Genomic DNA, 21,212 nt, shown 5'->3' with positions numbered 1-21,212 from the left:
GCGTGCTCTTCGGTCTTAAGCTTTTTGGGCCTTCGATCCCCCACGTCGCAGCAGCTTGACAACGTGGTACCTGCTATAAGGCCCCCTGTCATGCATCACCAGTGTCAGCGGGCGATCGCCATCGACACCACCGCTATGTGTACTCACGCCTCCAGGAAGTGAAACATCGACCACGCTGTGGCGGATTCCAAAAATTCAATGGGGCTTAAAGCCCCATTGAATTGATTGGAATAATTAGTTGCTGCTGTTTTGATTCCTGGTTTTAAATAGTGAGAAAACAATACCTGCAGCCAAAAGACCACCTGTGACTGCCAAGCTGATAGAGGCCGGCACCTTCCCATCAAACATAAAGTCTCCCAAGAATATTTTGGCACCAATAAATATCAGAACCAAAGCCAACGCATACTTGAGGTAATGGAATCTGTGCACCATAGCTGCCAAAGCAAAGTACAGCGCTCTCAACCCTAGGATTGCGAAGATATTGCTGGTGTAAACAATGAATGGATCAGGTGTGATCGCAAAGATAGCGGGGACAGAGTCAATCGCAAACACCAAATCCGCGATTTCAACCAGTATCAAGCACAACAGCAAGGGGGTTGCAAATAGGGCGGTTTTTCCAGAATTTTGGTCAATTTGTCGCACAGTGAACGCTTGGCCGTGCAATGTCTCTGTCACCCGCATGTGGGATTTTAAAAAACGGAGCACGGGGTTGTTGGAAATATCTGGTTGATGATCAACCATAATGAGCATTTTTATACCTGTTGCCAACAAAATAACTGCAAACAAGTACATCACCCAGGAAAATTCCATCACCAGCGCCGCGCCAAGACCGATCATGACTGCTCGCAGCACGATTACGCCCAGGATGCCCCAGAAAAGTACGCGATGCTGATATTCACGAGGCACTGCAAAATATGTAAATATCAAAGAAATAATAAATACATTATCCATTGCCAATGTCTTCTCAACCAGATAGCCTGTCATATACAGCTTGACGGCTATCCATCCTCTTTCTTCTGGACTGGCTGCCGCTGCAATTTGCGGATCCACGGCCCCCGTGCCAGAGTAATGGACATAGATCCAGTAAACAGCTGCAGCCCAGGCAAGGCCCAAACCTATGTACAAGCCTGACATTTTCAAGCTATCGCTGATTTCGATGGCGCGCGCATCTTTGTGCATGATGCCAAGATCGAAAGCCAAAATAGCGATGACAGTGCTCAAGAAGGCAAACCATATCCAGAGTGGCATGCCTAACCAAAGGGTAGAGAGGAATTCCATGATGTGAGAGGATGGGTTGATAAACCTCACTCATTGGAGTGAGATCAGTGTCGACGCCTCCATTCTTCTCAACGTAACAGCACTAAAAAAGCAGCTTTATAATGATCTGCACTTCGTTTTTTTCGAAGTATTCATGCATCCACTATGCTCAACTATCGACACCTCTACTACTTCTGGGTTGTGGCCAACGAAGGTGGCTTTGCCCGAGCAGCGGAGCGTTTGGATATGGCCATCCAAACAATCAGTGCACAAGTGCGACTTTTAGAGTCCTCGATAGGCCATCAATTGCTCAAACCTTCCGGGCGAACTGTGGTTCTCACCGATGCAGGCCGTGCCGTATTTTTGCGTGCGGATGTAATATTCCTGCTAGGGTCACGCATCCCAGAGGAGGCTGCCGCAGCAGCAACCGGGCCATCGGTACGTTTATCCGTAGGTCTTTCAGACGGAATAGCAAAGCTCGCAGCACACAGACTGCTTCAACCAGTACTGGCAACTTCTGGTTTAAAGCTTATCTGCCATGATGGCGAGCTTGAGCAGTTGATGGCAGAGTTGGCTTTGCACAAGCTGGATTTGGTATTGGCCTGTCAGCCACCACCGCATAACTCCAGCTTTCGTTTGTCGAGCGAGCGTTTGGTTGCTTCTCGGGTCGATTGGTATGGACCTGCCGCTTTGGTTAGTGATCAGAAAATTGCGGATTTTCCGCAAAGTCTTAAAGATTTGCCCATACTTGCACCGACATACCATGCAGCACTGCGTGAGCGCATGGATCGCTGGTTAGAAAATCTGGGCATACAAGCTCAGATTGTTGGCGAATTCGAAGACAGTGCCTTGTTGAGTATTTTTTCTGCCCAAGGGATGGGCGTTTTTCCTGTGACAGAGTTAGGTTCTGCAGATCTTGTAAATATACAAAGCCTGAAACTTCTTGGATGCAGCGATGGGCTTAATGAAGAAATCTACGGGATATATAGCTCACGTAGCAGAAATCACCCCTTGGTAAGAAAAATATTAAATATTTAGATTGTTTTACATGAAATAATTTTATACTTTTAATTATTTAATTTGATCCACTTTAATTTTAAAATCATTCACTACTGAGTGGCAAATTTATATATTCTTGATTTTGAATGTGCAAGAAGTTTCTCGCATGAAATAGCCACAGGGCGAGTCAATCATTTTTCAAAAAATTTTCGAAAACTTCGCGGCCTGAGTCTGAAACGTGCGCGGCAAGCACGAGTTCCGCTGCAGATGGCAAGTACAGATAGCTTGTGATGATTTCGGATTCAAGCTGCCGACTTGGCTTCAGCTCCATCTTTTGGAGACTCTAGGGCGCGCAACAGATCAACCAGTTGCAAATCCAATTCGTGCAGCGCATCGGCAGACAACGCTGAGAGCAGAGCATGCTCGTTGACCACGTGTGCTTCGACAACACGCTCAATCAGCGCCAGTCCATCGTCGGTGAGCCGCACCAGGGTGCTGCGTGCATCCTGGTCATTGGGGACACGTTCCACCCAGCCCCTGGTTTCCAGACGTTTGAGCCGATGGGTCATGGTGCCTGAGGTGACCATGAGCATAGAGAACAACTCCGTAGGACTGAGGCAGTAGGGCGCGCCAGACCGCCGCAGCGTGGCCAGCATATCGAACTCCCACATGCTGAGTCCAAACTTCGCAAACTCCGCTTCCAGCCGCGCCTCCAGCAGCACTGCACAGCGTTTGATCCGTCCAATTGGGCCCATGGGGCTGACATCCAGATCGGGGCGCTCACGCCGCCACTGGCCAAGGATGACATCCACGGCATCACGTGGCGGAGAGAACGTAAGGTCTTTCATTTGTCTTGACTTCAAGGTAATTGGTTTGCACAATGAATTGTCTTGATTTGAAGATAACACATGCCTGCTGATACTCCTCCACGCCCATGGCGTGACGCACTGCTGACGGCATGCGCTCCTGTAATCTGGGGATCCACTTACATCGTGACCTCGGAGTTTCTACCGCCGGATCGGCCCTTCACCGCCGCACTGATTCGCGCGCTGCCTGCAGGGCTGTTGCTGCTGCTGGTTACGTGGCGGTTGCCGCACAAGCAGCATTGGGGGCGATTGGCCGTGCTCAGCGCTTTGAACATTGGTGTTTTTCAGGCACTGCTGTTTGTCGCCGCCTACCGTTTGCCAGGCGGCTTGGCAGCGGTGTTGGGAGCGATTCAACCGCTTTTGGTCATGTTGCTGGCATGGGCTGTAGACCGCCAGGCGCCAAGGGGCATCACCGTGTGCTGTGCTGCTGCAGGTGTATTTGGCATGGCCATGTTGTTGCTGTCGCCGCAAACCGTGTTCGAACCCATCGGCATGGCAGCGGCCTTGCTGGGTGCGGCCTCAATGGCCACAGGTGTTTGGTTGACACGCTGTTGGCAGATCGGATTGCCAGTGCTATCCATGACGGGCTGGCAGTTGGTGCTGGGAGGGATGATGCTGGCCCCAGTTGCATGGCTCGTAGATGCGCCACTGCCTGCATTGACGGCATCGCAGTGGGCGGCCTACGCCTATCTCAGCGGGGCAGGTGCGCTTGTGGCCTATGTGCTGTGGTTTCGGGGTGTGGCACGTCTGCCGTCCGTGGCTGTGGCGTCGCTGGGCCTGTTAAGCCCTCTGACCGCAGTCATTCTGGGATGGGTGTTGCTATCCCAGTCCATGGGCGGTATTTCGCTGTTGGGGCTGCTGGTTGTGTTGGTCAGTGTGTTTGGCGTGCAATGGACATCCAGTCGCTAGTCCCTGTGCGGCAGTGCCGCACCTCAATCGACCAGTTTTCCTGTTGCGACCCATATGACCGCAGCGGACCAAGCAGTCATCGCATCACGCATGCCATCCATACGTTCCATCATTCAAAGCTGTACCCCAACTTCACCCCCACGGCGGTGGCTGAACTCTGGCCAAAATGGGCCATGGGTGTGCGGGTGCTGGAGACATCGGTGGCACCCAGGCGCTGGTAGCTGATCCAGGGCGTGATCTTGACGCGCTCGTGCTGGTAGCTCAGGCCCAGGGTGTAGCCCATGCGCCCGCTGCTGGGGCGCAGCGGGGACAGGGGGGTCTTGCCGCTTTTGGGGTCATAGCCCAGTGCCACAAAGCCAGACCACTGCGGGCCCAGTTTCTGCGCCAGCCCCAGGGTGTAGGTGGTGGCGTCGTCCAGGTCCGTCAGGCTGCGCCCCTGGGTGGCGGCGGCAAAGGCCTGGGGGCTGAGCTGGAACTGCGACCACTGGCTCCAGCGGATCTGGCCAAACACCAGGGTGCTGGGCGTCAGGCCGGTCTGCAGGTCCAGCGTGAAGCTCTGGGGGGAGTTGGACTCCGTGGTCGTGGTCCCCGCCCGCAGGTTTTCGCGGGTGGTGACGTGGTGCTTGATGGCGGAGTAATAGGTGCCCGCGATGCGCAAGCCGATCTCGGGGCGCTCGTAGCTCAGGCCCAGCAGGTAGCCGGGGCGGGTGCTGGGTGCAAAGTCCACGCGGTAGCCATTGAGCGGGCCAAACGCCAGGCCGTTCAGGGCCACATGGCCTTCGGAGCGCTGCACGCGCAGCCCCCCGTGCACGGCCCAGCGCTCGGTCCAGCGGTGGCGCAGCGCGCCCATCAGCTCATAGGTGCTGATGCGGGCCTGCGTGCCGCCAAACAGGCGGGAGGACTGGCGGTCGTAGTCAATGTCCAGGCCATAAGGGCGGGTCAGCATGACCAGCACGGAGTTGCGGGCGTCCACGTCCTGCTTGTACGCAAAGCCCCATTGCGCAAAGCGGGGCGCCACCTGGCCGGTGGATTGGCCCCACGCGTCCGTACCCTGGATCTGCGGGCGCGAGGCATAGGCCTCGACGCTCAGGTGCGCGCCTTTTTCAAACAGCGGCGACAGGCTGTGGCTGGTTCTGTCCACGCCGCCGGCGAGGGCGCAGGTGCTCAGCGCCAGGGTTGCACAGGCCATGCCGGCCGGCTTCATTCGCAATGCATTCACCGACGGGGACATGGTGGATATGTAAAACAATGTTTTTTAGGAGCGCGCATTGTGCATGGAATCGGCCAGGCTGCAGTGGCGTGTGTGAATGCATGGCCTGGACCCCACAGTTGTCGCGTCGGCGTCATGCCGTGGTGGATGGAAGAGGGGCGATGTGCTGGATAGCCAACGCTGCACCGTATGCTGCGCACTGTCTGTGTCGGCGGCGTGCACTGCCGCCCAACCCTGTTGGACCCTGCCATGGATGCCACCCCTGCTTATTTCGACCGTCAGTACAACGCTCGCGCCAGCGTGCAGGATGCCGGGGCGCTGATTGCCCGCTACACCCAGCACAGCCAGGCCGCCTTCGCCTTGCCCGGTGCCGTGCGCCACCAGCGCTACAGCCCCCGGTCTACAGATCTTCTGGATATCTATCTGCCTCCAGCCCAGGCTGGACAAGTGCCAACAGCTCCTGTTTTCATCTACCTGCATGGCGGCTACTGGCGTGCGCTGGGCAGGGACGACTCGGCCTTCATGGCCCCGGCGCTGACGCAGGCGGGCGCCATCGTCGTCGTGCCCGACTACGACCTGGCCCCGGCGGTCAGCTTGGACCACATCGTCGACCAGGTGCGCCAGGCCTTTGCCTGGGTGGTGCGCAACATCGCCATCTATGGCGGCGATGCCCGCAACATCTGTGTCTGCGGCAGCTCGGCCGGCGGGCATCTGGTCGGCATGCTGCTGGCACGCGGCTGGCAGGACGACTACGACCTGCCCGCCAGCGCGGTGCCGGCTGCTGCCTTTCCCTTGAGTGGGCTGTTTGACCTGCAGCCGCTGCTCCACACCCACATCAACGACTGGATGCGGCTGGACGATGCCGCCGCCGTGCGCAACAGCCCGCGTTTTGCGCTGCCGGATGCGCGCACGCACGGCCACTGCCAGCTGCGCGTGGCCTGCGGCGAGTTTGAAAGCCGCGAATTCCACCGCCAGTCGCGCGAATACCTGGCCGCCTGGCGCGCGCGCTGCCTGCCCGGGCAGTGGGTGGAGGCGCCGGCCACCAACCATTTCGACCTGCCGCTGCAGCTGGCCGAACCCGATTCCACAGTCCACCAGACCGCGCTGCAGCTGATGGGGCTGTCAAGCAAGCTTGCACAAAGCTGAGGGCATGTGAGCATGCATGCAACAAGGGCCGGCCATAAGCTGCACAAAACAGAGCAGCCTGTGTAGGCTGTGCGGCGTTGCGCCCGCGCACCTTCCCACCATCCAGACAAAGAGACAAGCACCATGACCCCAGCCCGCCGCCGCTTCCCCTTGGCACCTTCCGCCCTCGCTGCTGCCGCCCTGTGCCTGGCCGCCGGCAGCGCCAGCCTGGCGGCCGCTGCGGCCGAAACCATCAAGGTTGGCGTGGCGCTGGACATTTCCGGCCCGTTTGCCGGCCCCGGCGCGGAAATCCGCGACGGCCTGAACCTGGCGGCCAAGCAGCTGGGGAACAAGCTGGGCGGGCTGCCGGCCGAATTCCTGCAGGCCGACACCGCCGGCAACCCCGAGACCGCGCGCCAGGTGGCGGACCGCTTCCTCAAGCGCGACAAGGTGGACTTCTTCACCGGCCCCGTGGGCTCCAACGTGGTGCTGGCCGTGGGCCCCAGCGTGTTCGGTGCCAAGGTGCCGTTCCTGTCGGCCAACCCCGGCCCCAGCCAGCTGGCGGGCGCGCAGTGCAACCCCTTCTTCTTCGGCACCAGCTACCAGAACGATGCCATGCACGAGGCCGCCGGCCAGCATGCGGCCAACAAGGGCTACAAGAAGGTGGTGGTGCTGGCCCCGAATTACCCCGCCGGCAAGGACGCGGTCAACGGCTTCAAGCGCGCCTACAAGCAGCCCGTGGCCGACGAGGTCTACACCAAGGTCGGCCAGCTGGACTTTGCCGCCGAGCTGGCCCAGTTGCGCGCCGCCAAGCCCGATGCGGTCTACATCTTCCAGCCCGGGGGCATGGGCATCAACTTCATCAAGCAGTTCATGGGCGCGGGGCTGAACAAGGACATCGTGCTGATCTCCTCGCCCTTCACGGCCGACGAGGACATCATCGCCGCCGTGGGCGAGCCCATGGTCGGCATCTACAACGCCTCGTCCTATGCCCACGACCTGGACAACGCCACCAACAAGCAGTTCGTGGCCGAGTTCCAGAAGGCCTATGGCCGCCTGCCCACGCTGTACGCGGCCTTTGCCTATGACGTGGTGATGAACATCGACGCCGCCGTCAAAAGCCTGAACGGCAAGCTGGACGACCGCGCCGCCGTGGCCAAGGCCGTCAAGACGGCCAAGTTCAGCTCGGTGCGTGGCCCCGTCAGCTATGGCAACAACCAGTTCCTGGTGCAGGACTACTACCTGCGCCAGGTCGTCAAGACCAAGGACGGCAAAATCACCAACGCCCTGCAACCCGGCAAGCTGTTCACCGCCCACCAGGACAGCTACGCCAGCCAGTGCGGCATGAAGTAAGGCGGGGGAGGGCATGCAGACCATCTCGCCCCGCGATTTCACCGGCCAGCGCGCCTGGGAGGCCTTGCCCATCGCCACGCTGAGCGGCACCACCAGCGTGCGCCTGCACTGGACCGACCAGCCCTACCGCTGGCACGTCAACGATGGCCACGAGGTGTTCGTCGTGCTCGACGGCGTGGTGCACATGCACACGCGCCAGCACGGGCAGGAACAGGTGCACCGCATGCAGGTGGGCGACATCTTTTACGCCGCCCCCGGCGACGAGCACGTGGCCCACCCCCAGGGGGCGGCGCGCGTGCTGGTCGTGGAACGCGAGGGCAGTGTCTGAATGCACCAGGAGCCCCCATGGAACTGATTGGCTGGGACGACTTCACGCGGGTCGAACTGCGCGTCGGGCGCATCGTGGCGGCCGAGGTCTTTGCGCAGGCCCGCAAGCCCGCCTACCTGCTGCAGGTGGACTTTGGCCCCGAGATCGGCATCCGCAAGTCCAGCGCCCAGATCACCCACCACTACACCCCCCAAGGCCTGATCGGCAAACAGGTCGTGGCCGTGGTGAACTTTCCCAAAAAGCAGATTGGCCCCGTCATGTCGGAATGCCTGGTCACGGGCTTTCACGACGCCGACGGCGGCGTGGTGCTGTGCGTGCCGGACCAGCCCGTGCCGCTGGGCACCAAGCTGCTGTAACCCCTTTAGCGTATGGATGCGGTTTTTTTGTTGGAGCAGGCCCTCAACGGCCTGGGGTACGGCCTGATGCTGTTCCTGCTGGCCGCCGGGCTGACCCTGGTGTTCGGCATCATGGACACGCTGAACCTGGCCCACGGCGCGCTGTTCATGGCCGGCGGCTATGTGTCGGCCACGGTGCACACACACACGGGCTCGTTCCTGCTGGCGGTGGTGGTGGCCATGGCCGTCACCGTGGCGCTGGCGGCGCTGCTGGAGGCGGCCCTGGTGCGCCGGCTCTACGCGCGCGACCACCTGTCCCAGGTGCTGGCCACCTTTGGCGTGGTGTTGGTCGCCGATGACGTGGTCAAGTACCTCTGGGGACCGTCGCCCATCATGGCCGACACGCCCAGCGCGCTGTCCGGCCCGGTGGAGCTGTTCGGCTTTCTGCACTATCCGGCCTACCGCTTGCTGCTCCTGGGCGCCGGCCTGGGCGCGGCGCTGGCCCTGTACCTGCTGGTCAACCACACCAGGCTGGGCATGTGGGTGCGGGCCGGGGCCTCCAACCGCGCCATGGCCGAGTGGATGGGCGTGCGCGTGCGCCGGGTGTTTGCCCTGGTGTTTGCCATCGGTGCGGCCCTGGCCGCCCTGGCCGGTGCGCTGGTGGCCCCCATCACCGCCGTGCAGGTGGGCATGGGCGAGAGCATTTTGATCCCCGCCCTGGTGGTCATCGTGATCGGCGGCATCGGCTCGGTGCGTGGCGCGCTGGTCGCCAGCCTGCTGGTCGGCCTGGTCGATACCGCTGGCCGCGCCTTGCTGCCGCCGCTGCTGCGCGAGGTACTGTCGCCCAGCCTGGCGGCCGACGTGGGCCCCGCCGTGGCCAGCATTGCCATGTACCTGCTGATGGCCGGGGTGCTGGTATTCAAGCCTTCCGGCCTTTTCCCTGCGCGCGCATGAATTCCGTGTCCGATTCTTCCCAGGCCTTGGCCAACACGTCTGTGCCGCCCCCGCTGGCGGCCCCCCACCATCCCCGCTGGGCCGGCGCTGCCGTGCTGGCCGCCCTGGTGCTGCTGCTGGCGGTCTTTCCGTGGCTGGCCCCGCTGTGGGGGCTGGACTATTACGTGGACCTGGTGCGTCGCATGCTCACCGTCAGCATCGCCGCGCTCAGCCTCAACTTCCTGATCGGCCGCGCCGGGCTGGTGGCCCTGGGCCATGCCGGCTTCGTGGGCGTGGGTGCCTATGCCGTGGTGGCCATGGTGGAGGGCGGCTTTGCCAACGCCTGGCTGATCTGGCTGGTGGCCGCGCTGGCGGGCACGGCCGTGTCCGGCCTGATCGGCCTGGTCGCACTGCGCACCCGCGGCGTGTACTTTCTGATGATCACCCTGGCGTTTGCGCAGATGCTGTACTACCTGGCCGTGTCGCTGCGCGCCTACGGCGGGGACGATGGCTACACGCTCTACACCCCGCTGGTGCTGCTGCGCCAGGCCGATGGCGACGTGCTGGCACAAGGCAATTGGCTGTTTGTCGTTGTGCTGCTTGCGCTGACAGCTATCTTTTTGTGGCTGTCGCGCATGGAGCGCTCGTACTTCGGCCGCGCGCTGGAAGGCATCCGCGACAACGAAACCCGCATGCAGGCCCTGGGCTACCCCACCTTCCGCCTCAAGCTGCTGGCCTTTGCCCTGGCCGGGGGCGTGGCCAGCCTGGCCGGTGCGCTGCTGGCCACGCAGAACGGCTTTGTCAGCCCCTCGCTGATGCACTGGACCCAGTCGGCCCTGCTGATCGTGATGGTGGTAGTGGGCGGCATCGGCCTGCGCTGGGGCGCGCCGCTGGGCGTGGTGCTGTGGGGCGCGCTGGAAGAAGTGCTCAAGCACAGCACCGACTACTGGCACGCCCCCATGGGCGTGCTGCTGATTGCCGTGGTGTTCTTGGCGCCCAAGGGGCTGGCGGCGTTCTTTGCCAAAAAAAATAGCACCCAGCGCAAGGAGGGCGCGGCATGAGCCTGCTTTCCATTCAAAACCTGGTCAAACGCTTTGGCGCCTTGACCGCCACCGACCACGTCAGCCTGGCGGTCGAGCGCGGCCAGATCCACGCCCTGATCGGCCCCAATGGCGCGGGCAAATCCACGCTGGTGCATTTGATCTCCGGCCTGCTGCCGGCCGACGGCGGCAGCCTGACGCTGGATGGCACGGAGCTGATCCACCTGGCCCCGCACCAGCGCGTGGCCGCCGGCCTGGCGCGCTGCTTTCAGATCACCAGCATCTTCCCCCGGCTGACGGTGGCCGAGAACCTGCTGCTGGCCGCCCAGGCGCAGGGCCGCAACAGCTTTCGCAGCTTCCACGTGCGCGATGACGACCCTGCACTGCTGCAGCAGGCCTGGGCCCTGGCCCAGCGCGTGCAGCTGCAGGCACGCTGGAACGATGTGGCCGGCACCTTACCCCATGGCGCCCAGCGCAAGCTGGACGTGGCCCTGGCGATTGCCGCCCAGCCCAAGTTGCTGCTGCTGGACGAACCCATGGCCGGCATGGGGCCGGTGGAATCCAGCGAGATGGTGGCGCTGATCCAGCAGTTGCGCGCCAGCTCGCCCGACATGGCCATCCTGCTGATCGAGCACGACATGGACGCCGTATTCCAGCTGGCCGACTGCATCACCGTGCTGGTCTACGGCAAGGTGCTGGCCCAGGGCAGCGCCGCCCAGATCCAGGCCGACCCGCGCGTGCAGGCCGTGTACCTGGGGCAAGAAGACGAGGTCGACGCCAGCCTCCCAGAACCCCAGGAGGGCGCAGCATGAGCAATGCCACCACCCCCTTGCTCGAAGTGCGCGGCATCGAGGCCGGCTACGGCGCCAGCCAGGTGCTGTTCGGCGTGAGTTTGACGATGGAACCCCACCAGGTCGTCAGCCTCATGGGCCGCAACGGCATGGGCAAATCCACCACCATCAAATGCATCACCGGCGCGCTGCCCGTGCGCAAGGGGCAGATCCTGTTCGAGGGGCGTGACATCACCAACCTGCCCGCCGATGTGATTGCGCGCCTGGGCATCGCCATCGTCCCGGAAGGGCGGCAGTGCTTTCCCAACCTGACGGTGCGCGAGCATTTGGTGGCCTTTGCGCGCCCGCCTGCCCAGCCTCAAAAAGGAGAGCTGACTGCGCAGGCTGCACCTTGGGATTTGGCCAGAATCTATGAACTGTTCCCGCGCCTCAAGGAGCGCGAGCACCATATGGGCAACCAGCTTTCCGGTGGCGAGCAGCAGATGCTGGCGATTGGGCGGGCTTTGTCGACCAATCCCAAGCTCTTGATTCTGGACGAGGCCACCGAAGGTTTGGCGCCAGTGATTCGGGAGGAGATTTGGACGTGCTTGGCGCAGCTCAAGACGGAGGGCCAAGCCATTTTGGTGGTGGACAAGTATGTGAACCGCCTTTTGGAGATTGCAGCTCTGCATTGTGTGTTGGGTCGCGGTCAAGCGGTTTGGCAGGGCAACTCCGTGCGGATGCTCGCAGAAAAATCCACCATGTCCGAGCATCTGGGATTTTGAAAAAATCACTGTCTTTGCTTTGACAGCAAAGCGTCAATTGCTACGAAAATAAATAGCTTATGAACGTACAGAAAACCGCTATGATCATCGCCGGTGGCTCCGGCATGGGCGCTGCTGCGGCCCGCAAATTCGCTGCCGATGGCTACCACGTCGGCATTCTGTCGTCCTCCGGCAAGGGCGAAGCACTGGCCCAGGAGCTGGTTGGTATCGGTGTCACCGGCACCAACCAAAGCCAGGCCGATATCCAGCAACTGGTCGATCAGGTCATGCAACGCTGGGGCCGGGTGGATGTGCTGGTCAATTCCGCAGGCAAAGGCCCGCGTGCGCCGGTGCTGGAATTGACCGATGCCGACTGGCACGCCGGCATTGACGCCTATTTGCTGAACGTGGTGCGCGCGGCGCGTTGTGTGACGCCCATCATGGTGCAGCAGGGTGGCGGGGCCATCATCAATATCTCCACGGCCTGGGCGTTTGAACCGGTGGATTTGTTCCCCACCTCGGCCGTGGCGCGCGCGGGGCTGGCCAGCTTTACCAAGCTGTTTGTGGATGAATACGCCCGCCACGGGGTGCGCATGAACAATGTGCTGCCCGGCTGGATCAACAGCCTGCCCGAAAAGGACGAGCGCCGCGCGGCCGTGCCCATGCAGCGCTATGGCACGGTGGAAGAGATTGCGGGGACGATTGCCTTCCTGGCCAGCGATGCGGGGGCCTATATCAACGGCCAGAACATCCGCGTGGATGGCGGGCTGATGCGTTCGGTGTAAACGCCGCGGCGGTGAAGGATGCCCGTGGCCTGCGCAGGGCCACGGGGTGTGCACCGTACGCAGGGCGCGCACGCTCCTGGGGGGGGCGGCCATGCAGGGCAAGCATGCTTGCGGCGCCCGCACATTCGGCAGCTGTGCCGCTGACCTAGGGCCGTCGGCGGTCAGGCTAAGCCCTGTAGGGCTGTGGATGCGCACCGGGCCAGCTTTCACAGTGTTTTAGCCATCTAGCCCAGGTCCATCAAGCGCAACCCGCTATATTTTTAGATGGCCCAAACGCTGCCCGCCGACGCATGGGCCTGCGACCCGGGTGCGGTATCAGGCGTAGACGTGGTCAAAGAACTGTCGCTCCAGCTGGACGGCGCGCTGGAAGTAGCGGGTGGCTTCGGCACTGGCCTCGGGGCTCAGCGTGGGGCCGACGCGGTCCAGCTCAGCGCGCAGCCAAGCGACAAAGCCACGGAAGAAGTCGTTGGCGTGCAGGGTGATCCATTCGGCATGCTCAAAGCGCGCGGGCAGGGGCTGGTGTTTTTTGGCGGGCTGGTCGGCCCAGTCCAGGTACAGCCCCTCGGCCACGGCCAGCACGGCGATGCAGTTGGCGTAGTTCAGGCTTTGCGCGGCCTCGTGCATCAGCTGCTGGAAGGCCTGGGTGGGCGCGGTCAGCGCGGGCTGCAGGCGATCGGCTGGTGGCACGCCCAGCACGTCAAAGCTGCGCAGGAAATAGGTGTTCTCGTCGCTGGTGATCATGGCCGCGAACTGCGACAGCGTGACGCGCGGGGCAAACACGTCGGCACTGGCAATGGCCGCGCCCAGCAGGGCGACAAAGCGGTTGATGAACTGGTAGTCCTGCACCAGATAGCGGCGCAGCACTTCGTCGCTGAGGCTGCCATCAAAGATTTCGTCCACAAAACGGTGCTGGATGCAGGCGTTCCAGTCCTCCCAGCACGACTGGCGCAGCTGCTCGGCAAAACCCAGGCTGGCGTCGGTGGCGGAGAGGGTGGCAACGGGGGCGGTGGACATGGGCGGGCTCCTGGATGTTCCGGTTCAAAGCAAGGGGGGTATTGTGACCCGCGGCCACGGCCTTGCTGCCCACCGCGTGCGGGGTGCGCCAGGTGCGGGCGCTGGGGATGGTGGGGTGGGGGTGTGGAAAGCGGGCAGGGTGCCGACGGCATGCGGCAAGCCGCTCACGGTGAGGCGATCAGGCTGAATGGCGATGGTGCGGGACCATGCCGCCAGTCGAGGAGTGCCACGCTGCAGCCAGGGCGGTGTGGGCATCTGCCGCCCGCACCGTCACTCCGCCGGGATCTGGAAGGCCGCAAAGTGGTTGGCCAGGTGCATGGCGTGGGCCTGCTCGTACTCGGCATGCGTGAGTGCGCCATACGCAAAGTGCGGCTGCAGCGGCCCGCGCCACTGCAGAAACTGCCCGCAGGCCGTCAGCAGGCGCAAGCTGGCAGCGGCCAGCGGGGTGCCGGCCGCCAGAGCCGGGCTGCCGGGGATGGGCGCGGTCAGGTCGTGCCGCATCTGGCCGCGCCAGGCAAACAGCTGGAACGCGGGGCGTCCCGCCAGCCGCTGGAACAGCGCGGATTGCTGCGTGGGGTAGCCGGTCATGGAGTACTCGACGCTTTGCGCCAAGTGTTCCAGCGTCTGGGCCCAGCCCCAGGCGGTCTGGGATTGCAGCGCCGGCGCGGCCCCCAGGCGGCGCATTTCGTCCAGCGCGGCGGGCAGGCTGGACAGGCGCAGATCGCGCAGCTGCGGGCCGCAGCCCAGCAAAGGCGCGGTGCCCAGTGCGGCACCGCTGGCCAGAAAAGCTCGGCGGGAATGGGGCATGGCGGTGTGGACTCCCTCTTGTCTATATAGATAGTCAGCCTGCTTTTATGCCCAGCGCGCCCGCGTTTGCCCAGAGGGCATGTGCTAGGGCCAGGCCACAGTGCAATCGTTGGAGGGCGCGCGGCCGATGGCCTGCGGTGCTGCCGTTGCCGGGAGTGGGGCGGGTGCTGCAGCGCGGTGCCTGGGCGGTGCGGCCATGGGCCCGCGCGGTCGTGTGTCGGAGGGGTGTTGGGCGCTGTGTGCCTGGTGCTCAGCCCGCAGGTGGTGGGGTGTGGGGGCGCTGGGCCACGAGGTCGGCCAGCAAATGCAGCTGTTCGCGCTGCAGCGCAATCAGCTCGGTCCACTGGTTTTTCTGCAGCTGGTCAATTTTGTCGTGCAGCATCATGATTTCCAGCTCGGCCTTGAGATTGACCTCGTAGTCGTGCTCGCTGCGCACGCGGTCCTTGTCGGCCTGGCGGTTTTGCGACATCAGGATGATGGGCGCCTGGATGGCCGCCAGCATGGACAGCACCAGATTCAGCAGAATGTAGGGGTAGGGGTCGAAGGTGTGGCCCTGCCAGGCCAGCAGCACGGCATTCATGCTGACCCAAATCAGCATGGTCAGTCCGAACAGCAGCACAAACGTCCACGAACCGCCAAAGCCGGCAACGGCATCGGCCGCACGCTGCCCCAGCGTGCCCTGGCCGCGTTCCAGCTCCTGGCCAAGGTTGCGCGAGATGTGGCGGCGGTGGGTGATGTGCTCGGCCACCTTGCGCGCGCGTTCATCGAGCGCGTCCAGCGCCGTGGTGCGCAGGGTGGGAGAGGCAGGGTCTGGGTGGTGCATGGCGGCTCCTCACAGCGAAGACGGAATCGCACCCAGTATGGCCGCAGCGGGCGTAGCGCGAAAGCCGTCGGACTCCGTGTTCAGTCCACCCTGCAGGCGGTGGCTGAGGCCGCTTCCCGGTGTATGCCAGCGGCAGAATATGACAGGCGCTGCTGTGGCGCAGGCTGGCTGCACTGGTCTGGCATACAAAGCCCGGCTGGTCGATCAATCCTCGTCCATCAAGTGTGCCGCCTGGTTGCGGATGACGGATTCCGCCCGGAAGTAGCCCAGCACCGTGGCCACGCTCTGGTGGCCGGTCAAGGCCATGGTTTCGGCCAGGGGCACGTTGCGCTTGCCGGCTTCGGTCACAAAACCGGAGCGCAGGGAGTGTGCGGAAAAATCGCCTTCGATCCCGGCCAGCGCACAGCGCTCCTTGACGATGGCGCGCACGGCGGCGGCCTGCAAGGGCTCGCCCAGGTGGCCACCCTTGCGAATGCGCCGAAAGATGGCGCCTTCGCGGATGCCGCTGGCGGCCAGCCAGGCGGCCAGGGCCTGACCAGCGGCCCCCAGCACGGGCTTGCTGTTGTCAGGCAGGTCGGCACCACTCTGGTTGGTTTTGGAAAACGCCAGCTCATACAGGTATTGGCCGGGGCCGATGCACTTGAGGTACTGCATGTCGGCATGGCTGACCTCGGAGCGACGGCGGCCACCACTGCTCCAGGCAAACAGCAGCAGGGCACGGTCGCGCAGACCACGCAGGCTGTCGTCGCAGGTGGCCAGCAATTGCTGCAGCACGTCCTTGGTGATGGCGGCTTTCTTCTGCGCGCGTTCCCCGCGCTTGGCGTAGGCCTTGCGCGTGCGCGAGAGCAGTTCGCGCACTTTTTCATCGTGGCAGGGGTTGGGCAGCCCCCGGTTCTGGTGCGCCTTCGACATGACCGCCACGCGGTGCACCAGGGTGTTGTGGCTGGGGGCACCCAGCCTGGCCTTGCAGCCCGATTGCACCAGGGCCGCATCGATGGAGGGGGGCAACTCACAGCGCAGGCCATAGGGCGTGCTGCGCTGGGCATGGTCGGCAATAAACAGCAACACGGTGTCAACCGGCAGTGGCAGGGCAATCGCCTGACCCAGCCGGAACTGGTGCCAGCCGGCCCAATAACGCATGGCGCTCTGGTAACTGCGCACCGTGTTCTCGGCTTCTCCCTCGCGCAGCAGCTCTCGCAGTGCGTGCAGGGTGCTGTCGCTGAGCTGGACAACGGCAGAGACGGGTTGTGCCAAGGAAAGTGCGCGGAAGTCGGTCATCTGTTGTATTTCTTCTGTCGTGCGTATTATGTAATATGTATTACATGTGATGTTGTACAATAATATTCAATAACTCACGATAACAATCTCTTATCGATGGTAATCTAACTTCTATGCAACCCACAGCACCCAAAACGCCGCGCGGCATCCAGGAAGCCGATGTATGGGCCGCAGCCGACGCGCTGCTGGCCGAAGGCCACAAGCCCACCATCGAAAAAGTGCGCCTGCACATGGGCCGGGGCTCGCCCAACACCGTGGCGCCGATGCTGGACGCCTGGTTCAGCACCCTCGGCGCGCGGCTGGGGCTGAACCAGCACACCCAGGATTTGCGCAACAGCGTGCCCACCGAGGTGCTGGAAGCCGCGCAAGGGTTGTGGTCGGCCGCGCTACAACACGCACAGCAAGCAGCTGACCAGGCACTGTCGGACCGCGAAGCAGAACTGCAACAAAGCCAAGCCCAGTTGAAAGCGCAAGAAGCCCGTTTGGCGCAGCGGGAAGAGGGCTTGCAGCAGCAAAAGGAGGCCATGGATGCAGCCCTGAAGCTGGCCCATGCACAACGCGAAGACCTGTCGCGCCGGTTGGATGAAATGCAGCAACAACTGCAAGAGCGCCATGCCCTGGTCGAAAGACTCCGCCAGGAAAATGCCGATCAGCGCAAGCACCAGGAAGCGTTGCGGGAGCAACATGCCCAGGAACTGCAAGTGGCGAGCCAGGAGCGCCAACGCCTGGCGGAACAGTTCGCCGGCAATGAACGCCGCATGCTGGCCGACCTGGACCGCAGCCGCCAGGAGGTGGAGAAAAGCAAGAAAGCCCAGCAGGACGCTGAACGCAAGGCCGAATCCCGTTACGAAGAGCTGCAGGCGCGTTACCTGCACAGCGAGGAAGAACTGCTGAGCGCCCGCGCCGCGAATGTGCAGCTACAGCAATCGACCGCGGTGGCGCAGGAGCGGGTGCAGGAGCTCAAGACACTGCTGGAAATGCGCGCCACGCAACAGGCCACCGTCACTGCAGTTGACTCACCAGCAGACAAGCAGCGCTCCAACAATCGCTCACTGCAACGCCGCGCCTTGTCGCAACGTGCGCTGCGCTTGCCGCGCAAGTGAGTTGAAACCCAGTGATTCGATGAAGGTCTGTCACTAGGATGGCAGGCCTTTTCCTTGCCGATGCCGCAAACCATATCAAGGTTTACGGCTCGCACTGGACAAACGTTTTTTCCTTATGTGTCGAGGCTGGCCAGGCAGATTCATACGGTTGAGCAACCTCAGCAGATTGCCGGTTGCAAAAGGGATGTCGTGCTTGCCGCTCAGCCAGTTATGCAAAGTGCTCTCAGTGACGTGCAGATACTTCGCACAAGCAGCCAGGTCCATGCCCAGGGACTGGTACATCGCATTGAACCTCGAAGCAAGCTGCATGCGGGAATCCGGGTTATGGCGGCGCAGGTGCCTACGCCGCTTATTTAAATACAATGGGGTTTTATGTACTTTTACAACAGCATAAGAGCCCACTTTTGCCGAAACCAAGGCCAGACACTTGCACTTGTCGCCGCATAAAGGTTGCCGGTATAACCAGTGCCCATGATTGAAGAAAAGATCTTCTGGGGCATCGTGATCGCAGGCGCAGTCCTGATCGCGTGGGTCACATGGCCCAAGAAAAGCGCCAACGTGCTGCGCTTCAAGAAGGTGCCCAAGCGCAAGCAAGAGCGCAGCCACCTCGACACGATTTACAACCCCAAGCAGTACCGACGCCCGAGGCGCTGACGCGCAAACAGCCGTGTTTATCAGCGACGAGCTGGCGGCGTGCCTGGTCGAATGGCATGCACCGCGAACCTGGCCAGTGAAGGCGCAACCGCTACGACGCGACAGTGTTTGACCTGGTTGAAGCGGGAAGCGATGGCCAGGCGCGCAGGTGGCCGGGTGAGCACATCAAAGGGCAGGCGCGCGAGAACCGGCGAACTGCTGGCGACAGGCCCCAAACAAAGCATGCGCGCACATGGTCCTGTTAGAACTGCCAGCCCTTGCGGGTACCGACCACGGTGCCAGTCCATGTGGGCGTGGCGTCGACCGGGGGCCGAGGGTCTGGGTACCAGTCGACATTGCCACCGGCCAGGAGGTTCTTGGGGGTGACGGTCATGATTTCACAGGTGCCGGGCTCGGGGGCCATGGGCTGTCCAGTGTCGTCGTAGCAGTTGCACCTGGTGCTGGAGCGCACGCAGCCGGCCAGGGTGGGGCCTTTGGGCTTGGCCTCGGGGGCTGGGGCCGTAGTGGCGGCCTGGAGGTCTGCTGCAGGGGCTGCAGCCTGGCTTGGCTTGGTCGGGGCCTGGGCGACGGTCTCGGGCTTCTTGCCACCGGCGATGCGTTCCTGCAGGCGGCCATAGGCCGTGGGGCCGAGGTACGCGGCAGACAGAACGCCAATCAGGATGAACCAGACCAGGCCGGGAATCTTGCGGGGCTGCTTGGTGTGGGCGTCAGCGCTGCGGTACAGCTTGAACACCTTTTTGCTGTAGCGCCAGGGCTGCTTGGTCAGGCTCTTGGCGTACAGCAGCTGGCGGCTGCAGTGGTCCCACTCGTACACGATGCACATGTGCGAGTTGGCCATGCGGCGCACATGCAGGTGACGACCGACCAGGCCGTGCACGTGGCGGTCGGTGTTGATGACGTTTTGCGTGATCAGGATGAAATCCACGCCCATGTGGCGGTGGGTGTCCAGGGCCTGGATATCGTCGGGGACTTTGGAGCCGTTGGCCCGGGGCGGCCAGGCGCGCTGGAATTCGTCGAACACGATCACGGCACCAGGCTTGGCCCAGGTGTGCCAGTCGCGCAGACCTTGGTTGTCTCCGGCGTCGATCAGCTCGTGTTCGATCAGCAGACCCCGGATGTTCGTGTAGATCACCCGGGGGTGCAGCGTGGTGACGCCGTCGTCATCGGTCACAGGCACATGGGTGCCGATCAGGGGCAGCAGCAGCTTGGTGATGGCGTACAGGGTCTTGCCTGCACCTGGGGTGCCTGTGATGACGGTGATCATCCGGGGTTCCTTCCAAGAATCTGCGTCGCACGCTGCACTTGCCACAGCAACAGCTTGGTCGTGATGGCGCCGAGGATCATCCCCAAGCCTTGACCACCGCCTGCGTACAGAAACAGGTTGAGCATGTCCGCGGGCAGCGTGTTGATGCCATCGCGCACCATGTTCTTGACGGTATCAATCACGAGCTCGAAGCCGGTGATCGTGACGACGCTGAATCCGAGGGCTGCCAGGATGCGACCGATCAGCGGCTGCATCATGGACAGGAGCCAGGTGCCGAGCTTCATGATTCAGCCCTCCCAGGCATGACGATGAACAGCGCGCCGAGGGCACAGAGCACCAGCAGGATGGGGCGCACGTAGGTGGCGACGTAGTCGCAGGTCTGGGCCCAGTCGTAGACCTTGATGGACTTGCCTGCCAAGGTGGCATATTTGTCAGCAGGGCAGGAGCCGTTGCCCCAGCTGTTCTCTATCGAGTACGAGACTTCAAACGTCGACTTCGGGATTTCTTCCTCAGGGGTGTCCAGCTCGGCGCAGGCCAGGGACTTCGGGTTCTTGTCGCAGAAGTCGCGGTCTTCTTTGCCATCCTCCCGGGGGGTGTCGGTGCCCGGTTCTGTGGTGGGTTCTGGTGAACCTGTTGGGCTCTCCGTGGGGCGGTTCACGGGCTTCACGTCGACCTGCCAGGGGGCGCTGGGACTGGGTGCAGGCTCCACCTTCACGCCAGGCTGCACGAAGGGCTGGTTGGAGGGCGAGACGGGCTGACTGGGGTTGTAGCTGGGGTTCGGCACGGGGTTGCCCGTGGGGATGAACATGGGCTGATATTCGGGCAGCTCAACAGGCAAGGGCTCTGGGATGTGGCGAGGCACATCGGCAGGCATGGGGCGCTTGATCATCTCTTCAATAGCCTGGTCTTGTGTGACTGTTTTTGGTGGTGGAGTTTGAACGCAGCCTGCTGGGGTGATGTACCAGCCAGATGGGCAACTGGATGGACGCGAACTAGCATTTTCGGTGCTGTATGTCTTGTACGTGGAGTCGTAAAGTGTGTAAGAAGACTGCCCCGTGCCAGACACAGAAAACCGGTTGTAGCCATTAACTGTGTTAAGCCAGGCAGCGTGATGTGCACCAGCTTGGGAAAGTGTCGGGAAATACTTGCCAGGATTGCCAGGGCCGTACCATTCAAGACCAGTAGAAACAGGGGAAGAGGTATCAGGGGCTGACCAAGTGCCCGAAACCTGGTCATATGCAAGTGAGGCCAGGCCGAGCCAGCCAGCGACAGCTGCGGCGGTGCGAAGGTAGGGGTTCATCATGACCGCTGCAGCAGCCAAGCGGGGGGCGTTGGCTGCAAAACGCATGGTGGCAGGGATGGAGACTGCACGGCCACCGACATTCAAGGAAGCGTTAGTGGTAACGCTGCTACTCAGGAACGTGGCTCCGTTTGCAGCCTTGGTGCCTGTGAAAGCGCCACCAGCACCACCACCGGCAGACCATCCAGCTGGCGGAGTGGCCTGAGCATAGCCTGCATGGGCTACTTGAAAGCAACCCAGAGCAGCAGCAAGAGAAAGCCCGCATAGAACATTTCGAGCGAACTGAACATGGGGG

24 protein-coding genes are annotated in these 21,212 nt (G+C 62.3%); 13 read left to right on the top strand and 11 right to left on the bottom strand.

Features of this window, described 5'->3' with window-relative positions:
- Positions 1-234: 234 nt before the first annotated feature.
- Entirely contained in the window at positions 235-1,278 is a 1,044-nt protein-coding gene (locus tag KAQ61_RS07415; RefSeq protein WP_210931109.1) for a TerC family protein, read from the bottom strand.
- Between the two features lie 144 nt (positions 1,279-1,422).
- Between KAQ61_RS07415 and KAQ61_RS07410 the strand changes: the two genes are divergently transcribed.
- The gene (locus tag KAQ61_RS07410) at positions 1,423-2,295 is read left to right on the top strand and encodes a LysR family transcriptional regulator (RefSeq protein ID WP_210931107.1); all 873 of its coding nucleotides are present in this window, start codon (positions 1,423-1,425) and stop codon (positions 2,293-2,295) included.
- A 263-nt stretch (positions 2,296-2,558) separates the two neighbouring features.
- Here KAQ61_RS07410 and KAQ61_RS07405 read toward each other — a convergent pair whose 3' ends face one another.
- Complete coding sequence (locus KAQ61_RS07405) at positions 2,559-3,104, bottom strand: MarR family winged helix-turn-helix transcriptional regulator (protein WP_210931105.1); 546 nt, start codon at positions 3,102-3,104, stop codon at positions 2,559-2,561.
- A gap of 60 nt (positions 3,105-3,164) precedes the next feature.
- Here KAQ61_RS07405 and KAQ61_RS07400 point away from each other — a divergent pair, with 60 nt between their 5' ends.
- The gene (locus tag KAQ61_RS07400) at positions 3,165-4,031 is read left to right on the top strand and encodes an EamA family transporter (RefSeq protein ID WP_210931103.1); all 867 of its coding nucleotides are present in this window, start codon (positions 3,165-3,167) and stop codon (positions 4,029-4,031) included.
- A 109-nt stretch (positions 4,032-4,140) separates the two neighbouring features.
- On the opposite strand, the gene KAQ61_RS07395 is transcribed toward KAQ61_RS07400, so the two are convergent.
- On the bottom strand, positions 4,141-5,262 hold the full coding sequence (locus KAQ61_RS07395; RefSeq protein WP_244983017.1) for an OmpP1/FadL family transporter: 1,122 nt from the start codon (positions 5,260-5,262) through the stop codon (positions 4,141-4,143).
- A 228-nt stretch (positions 5,263-5,490) separates the two neighbouring features.
- Between KAQ61_RS07395 and KAQ61_RS07390 the strand changes: the two genes are divergently transcribed.
- The 9 genes from KAQ61_RS07390 (at position 5,491) to KAQ61_RS07350 (ending at position 12,674) form a co-directional block, all read left to right on the top strand.
- Positions 5,491-6,387 (top strand): alpha/beta hydrolase, encoded by an 897-nt coding sequence (locus KAQ61_RS07390; RefSeq protein WP_210931101.1) that lies wholly within the window; start codon positions 5,491-5,493, stop codon positions 6,385-6,387.
- A gap of 123 nt (positions 6,388-6,510) precedes the next feature.
- Entirely contained in the window at positions 6,511-7,719 is a 1,209-nt protein-coding gene (locus tag KAQ61_RS07385) for an ABC transporter substrate-binding protein (protein ID WP_210931099.1), read from the top strand.
- A gap of 13 nt (positions 7,720-7,732) precedes the next feature.
- On the top strand, positions 7,733-8,047 hold the full coding sequence (locus KAQ61_RS07380) for a cupin domain-containing protein (protein ID WP_210931097.1): 315 nt from the start codon (positions 7,733-7,735) through the stop codon (positions 8,045-8,047).
- 17 nt (positions 8,048-8,064) lie between these two features.
- Complete coding sequence (locus KAQ61_RS07375) at positions 8,065-8,403, top strand: tRNA-binding protein (protein WP_042419651.1); 339 nt, start codon at positions 8,065-8,067, stop codon at positions 8,401-8,403.
- Positions 8,404-8,415: 12 nt separating this feature from the next.
- Positions 8,416-9,336 (top strand): branched-chain amino acid ABC transporter permease, encoded by a 921-nt coding sequence (locus KAQ61_RS07370; RefSeq protein WP_210931095.1) that lies wholly within the window; start codon positions 8,416-8,418, stop codon positions 9,334-9,336.
- Between the two features lie 5 nt (positions 9,337-9,341).
- On the top strand, positions 9,342-10,376 hold the full coding sequence (locus tag KAQ61_RS07365) for a branched-chain amino acid ABC transporter permease (RefSeq protein ID WP_244983016.1): 1,035 nt from the start codon (positions 9,342-9,344) through the stop codon (positions 10,374-10,376).
- A complete protein-coding gene (locus tag KAQ61_RS07360) occupies positions 10,373-11,167 on the top strand; it encodes an ABC transporter ATP-binding protein (protein WP_210931091.1) in 795 nt (264 codons plus the stop codon). Before KAQ61_RS07365 ends, KAQ61_RS07360 begins: the two co-directional genes overlap by 4 nt.
- A 17-nt stretch (positions 11,168-11,184) precedes the next feature.
- Positions 11,185-11,910, top strand: coding sequence for an ABC transporter ATP-binding protein (locus KAQ61_RS07355; RefSeq protein WP_210931772.1), 726 nt, complete (start codon positions 11,185-11,187; stop codon positions 11,908-11,910).
- Between the two features lie 59 nt (positions 11,911-11,969).
- Positions 11,970-12,674, top strand: coding sequence for an SDR family oxidoreductase (locus tag KAQ61_RS07350; RefSeq protein ID WP_210931090.1), 705 nt, complete (start codon positions 11,970-11,972; stop codon positions 12,672-12,674).
- 315 nt (positions 12,675-12,989) lie between these two features.
- Here the strand turns inward: KAQ61_RS07350 and KAQ61_RS07345 are convergent, their stop codons facing one another.
- From KAQ61_RS07345 to KAQ61_RS07330, 4 genes are all read right to left on the bottom strand, one after another.
- Positions 12,990-13,688 carry a TenA family protein gene (locus KAQ61_RS07345; RefSeq protein ID WP_210931088.1) on the bottom strand — a complete coding sequence of 233 codons (699 nt, stop codon included), beginning with the start codon at positions 13,686-13,688 and terminating at the stop codon, positions 12,990-12,992.
- Positions 13,689-13,958: 270 nt separating this feature from the next.
- Positions 13,959-14,495 carry a DUF1569 domain-containing protein gene (locus KAQ61_RS07340; protein ID WP_210931086.1) on the bottom strand — a complete coding sequence of 179 codons (537 nt, stop codon included), beginning with the start codon at positions 14,493-14,495 and terminating at the stop codon, positions 13,959-13,961.
- A 250-nt stretch (positions 14,496-14,745) separates the two neighbouring features.
- Complete coding sequence (locus tag KAQ61_RS07335; RefSeq protein WP_210931084.1) at positions 14,746-15,318, bottom strand: DUF1003 domain-containing protein; 573 nt, start codon at positions 15,316-15,318, stop codon at positions 14,746-14,748.
- Between the two features lie 204 nt (positions 15,319-15,522).
- The gene (locus KAQ61_RS07330; RefSeq protein ID WP_210931082.1) at positions 15,523-16,596 is read right to left on the bottom strand and encodes a site-specific integrase; all 1,074 of its coding nucleotides are present in this window, start codon (positions 16,594-16,596) and stop codon (positions 15,523-15,525) included.
- Between the two features lie 113 nt (positions 16,597-16,709).
- Here KAQ61_RS07330 and KAQ61_RS07325 point away from each other — a divergent pair, with 113 nt between their 5' ends.
- Entirely contained in the window at positions 16,710-17,699 is a 990-nt protein-coding gene (locus KAQ61_RS07325) for a DNA-binding protein (protein WP_210931080.1), read from the top strand.
- A gap of 75 nt (positions 17,700-17,774) precedes the next feature.
- Here the strand turns inward: KAQ61_RS07325 and KAQ61_RS07320 are convergent, their stop codons facing one another.
- Positions 17,775-18,008 carry a helix-turn-helix domain-containing protein gene (locus tag KAQ61_RS07320; RefSeq protein WP_210931078.1) on the bottom strand — a complete coding sequence of 78 codons (234 nt, stop codon included), beginning with the start codon at positions 18,006-18,008 and terminating at the stop codon, positions 17,775-17,777.
- A gap of 162 nt (positions 18,009-18,170) precedes the next feature.
- Between KAQ61_RS07320 and KAQ61_RS07315 the strand changes: the two genes are divergently transcribed.
- A complete protein-coding gene (locus tag KAQ61_RS07315; RefSeq protein ID WP_210931076.1) occupies positions 18,171-18,353 on the top strand; it encodes a hypothetical protein in 183 nt (60 codons plus the stop codon).
- A 241-nt stretch (positions 18,354-18,594) separates the two neighbouring features.
- Here KAQ61_RS07315 and KAQ61_RS07310 read toward each other — a convergent pair whose 3' ends face one another.
- Genes KAQ61_RS07310 through KAQ61_RS07300 form a run of 3 tightly spaced genes read right to left on the bottom strand, consistent with a single transcriptional unit; the run spans position 18,595 to position 20,506 of the window.
- On the bottom strand, positions 18,595-19,617 hold the full coding sequence (locus KAQ61_RS07310; RefSeq protein ID WP_210931074.1) for a zonular occludens toxin domain-containing protein: 1,023 nt from the start codon (positions 19,615-19,617) through the stop codon (positions 18,595-18,597).
- Positions 19,614-19,901, bottom strand: a complete 288-nt coding sequence (locus KAQ61_RS07305) for a DUF2523 domain-containing protein (protein WP_052369978.1) — start codon at positions 19,899-19,901, stop codon at positions 19,614-19,616. The genes KAQ61_RS07310 and KAQ61_RS07305 overlap by 4 nt, the downstream gene beginning before the upstream one ends.
- Complete coding sequence (locus tag KAQ61_RS07300) at positions 19,898-20,506, bottom strand: IgG-binding virulence factor TspB family protein (protein WP_210931072.1); 609 nt, start codon at positions 20,504-20,506, stop codon at positions 19,898-19,900. Before KAQ61_RS07300 ends, KAQ61_RS07305 begins: the two co-directional genes overlap by 4 nt.
- Positions 20,507-21,212 lie beyond the last annotated feature (706 nt).

It is taken from the genome of Comamonas aquatica, assembly GCF_018064205.1.
Lineage (GTDB): Bacteria > Pseudomonadota > Gammaproteobacteria > Burkholderiales > Burkholderiaceae_C > Comamonas > Comamonas aquatica.
The sequence above is the reverse complement of the archived record's forward strand: the minus strand, read 5'-3'. Positions and strand labels throughout refer to the sequence as shown.

Coding starts and splice junctions, on each gene's coding strand:
- KAQ61_RS07390 (WP_210931101.1), top strand. CDS start 5,491: ATGGATGCCACCCCTGCTTATTTCGACCGTCAGTACAACGCTCGCGCC.
- KAQ61_RS07410 (WP_210931107.1), top strand. CDS start 1,423: ATGCTCAACTATCGACACCTCTACTACTTCTGGGTTGTGGCCAACGAA.
- KAQ61_RS07400 (WP_210931103.1), top strand. CDS start 3,165: ATGCCTGCTGATACTCCTCCACGCCCATGGCGTGACGCACTGCTGACG.
- KAQ61_RS07320 (WP_210931078.1), bottom strand. CDS start 18,008: ATGCAGCTTGCTTCGAGGTTCAATGCGATGTACCAGTCCCTGGGCATG.
- KAQ61_RS07330 (WP_210931082.1), bottom strand. CDS start 16,596: ATGACCGACTTCCGCGCACTTTCCTTGGCACAACCCGTCTCTGCCGTT.
- KAQ61_RS07380 (WP_210931097.1), top strand. CDS start 7,733: ATGCAGACCATCTCGCCCCGCGATTTCACCGGCCAGCGCGCCTGGGAG.
- KAQ61_RS07375 (WP_042419651.1), top strand. CDS start 8,065: ATGGAACTGATTGGCTGGGACGACTTCACGCGGGTCGAACTGCGCGTC.
- KAQ61_RS07350 (WP_210931090.1), top strand. CDS start 11,970: ATGAACGTACAGAAAACCGCTATGATCATCGCCGGTGGCTCCGGCATG.
- KAQ61_RS07315 (WP_210931076.1), top strand. CDS start 18,171: ATGATTGAAGAAAAGATCTTCTGGGGCATCGTGATCGCAGGCGCAGTC.
- KAQ61_RS07340 (WP_210931086.1), bottom strand. CDS start 14,495: ATGCCCCATTCCCGCCGAGCTTTTCTGGCCAGCGGTGCCGCACTGGGC.
- KAQ61_RS07385 (WP_210931099.1), top strand. CDS start 6,511: ATGACCCCAGCCCGCCGCCGCTTCCCCTTGGCACCTTCCGCCCTCGCT.
- KAQ61_RS07370 (WP_210931095.1), top strand. CDS start 8,416: ATGGATGCGGTTTTTTTGTTGGAGCAGGCCCTCAACGGCCTGGGGTAC.
- KAQ61_RS07300 (WP_210931072.1), bottom strand. CDS start 20,506: ATGATCAAGCGCCCCATGCCTGCCGATGTGCCTCGCCACATCCCAGAG.
- KAQ61_RS07405 (WP_210931105.1), bottom strand. CDS start 3,104: ATGAAAGACCTTACGTTCTCTCCGCCACGTGATGCCGTGGATGTCATC.
- KAQ61_RS07310 (WP_210931074.1), bottom strand. CDS start 19,617: ATGATCACCGTCATCACAGGCACCCCAGGTGCAGGCAAGACCCTGTAC.
- KAQ61_RS07395 (WP_244983017.1), bottom strand. CDS start 5,262: ATGTCCCCGTCGGTGAATGCATTGCGAATGAAGCCGGCCGGCATGGCC.
- KAQ61_RS07305 (WP_052369978.1), bottom strand. CDS start 19,901: ATGAAGCTCGGCACCTGGCTCCTGTCCATGATGCAGCCGCTGATCGGT.
- KAQ61_RS07335 (WP_210931084.1), bottom strand. CDS start 15,318: ATGCACCACCCAGACCCTGCCTCTCCCACCCTGCGCACCACGGCGCTG.
- KAQ61_RS07415 (WP_210931109.1), bottom strand. CDS start 1,278: ATGGAATTCCTCTCTACCCTTTGGTTAGGCATGCCACTCTGGATATGG.
- KAQ61_RS07345 (WP_210931088.1), bottom strand. CDS start 13,688: ATGTCCACCGCCCCCGTTGCCACCCTCTCCGCCACCGACGCCAGCCTG.
- KAQ61_RS07360 (WP_210931091.1), top strand. CDS start 10,373: ATGAGCCTGCTTTCCATTCAAAACCTGGTCAAACGCTTTGGCGCCTTG.
- KAQ61_RS07325 (WP_210931080.1), top strand. CDS start 16,710: ATGCAACCCACAGCACCCAAAACGCCGCGCGGCATCCAGGAAGCCGAT.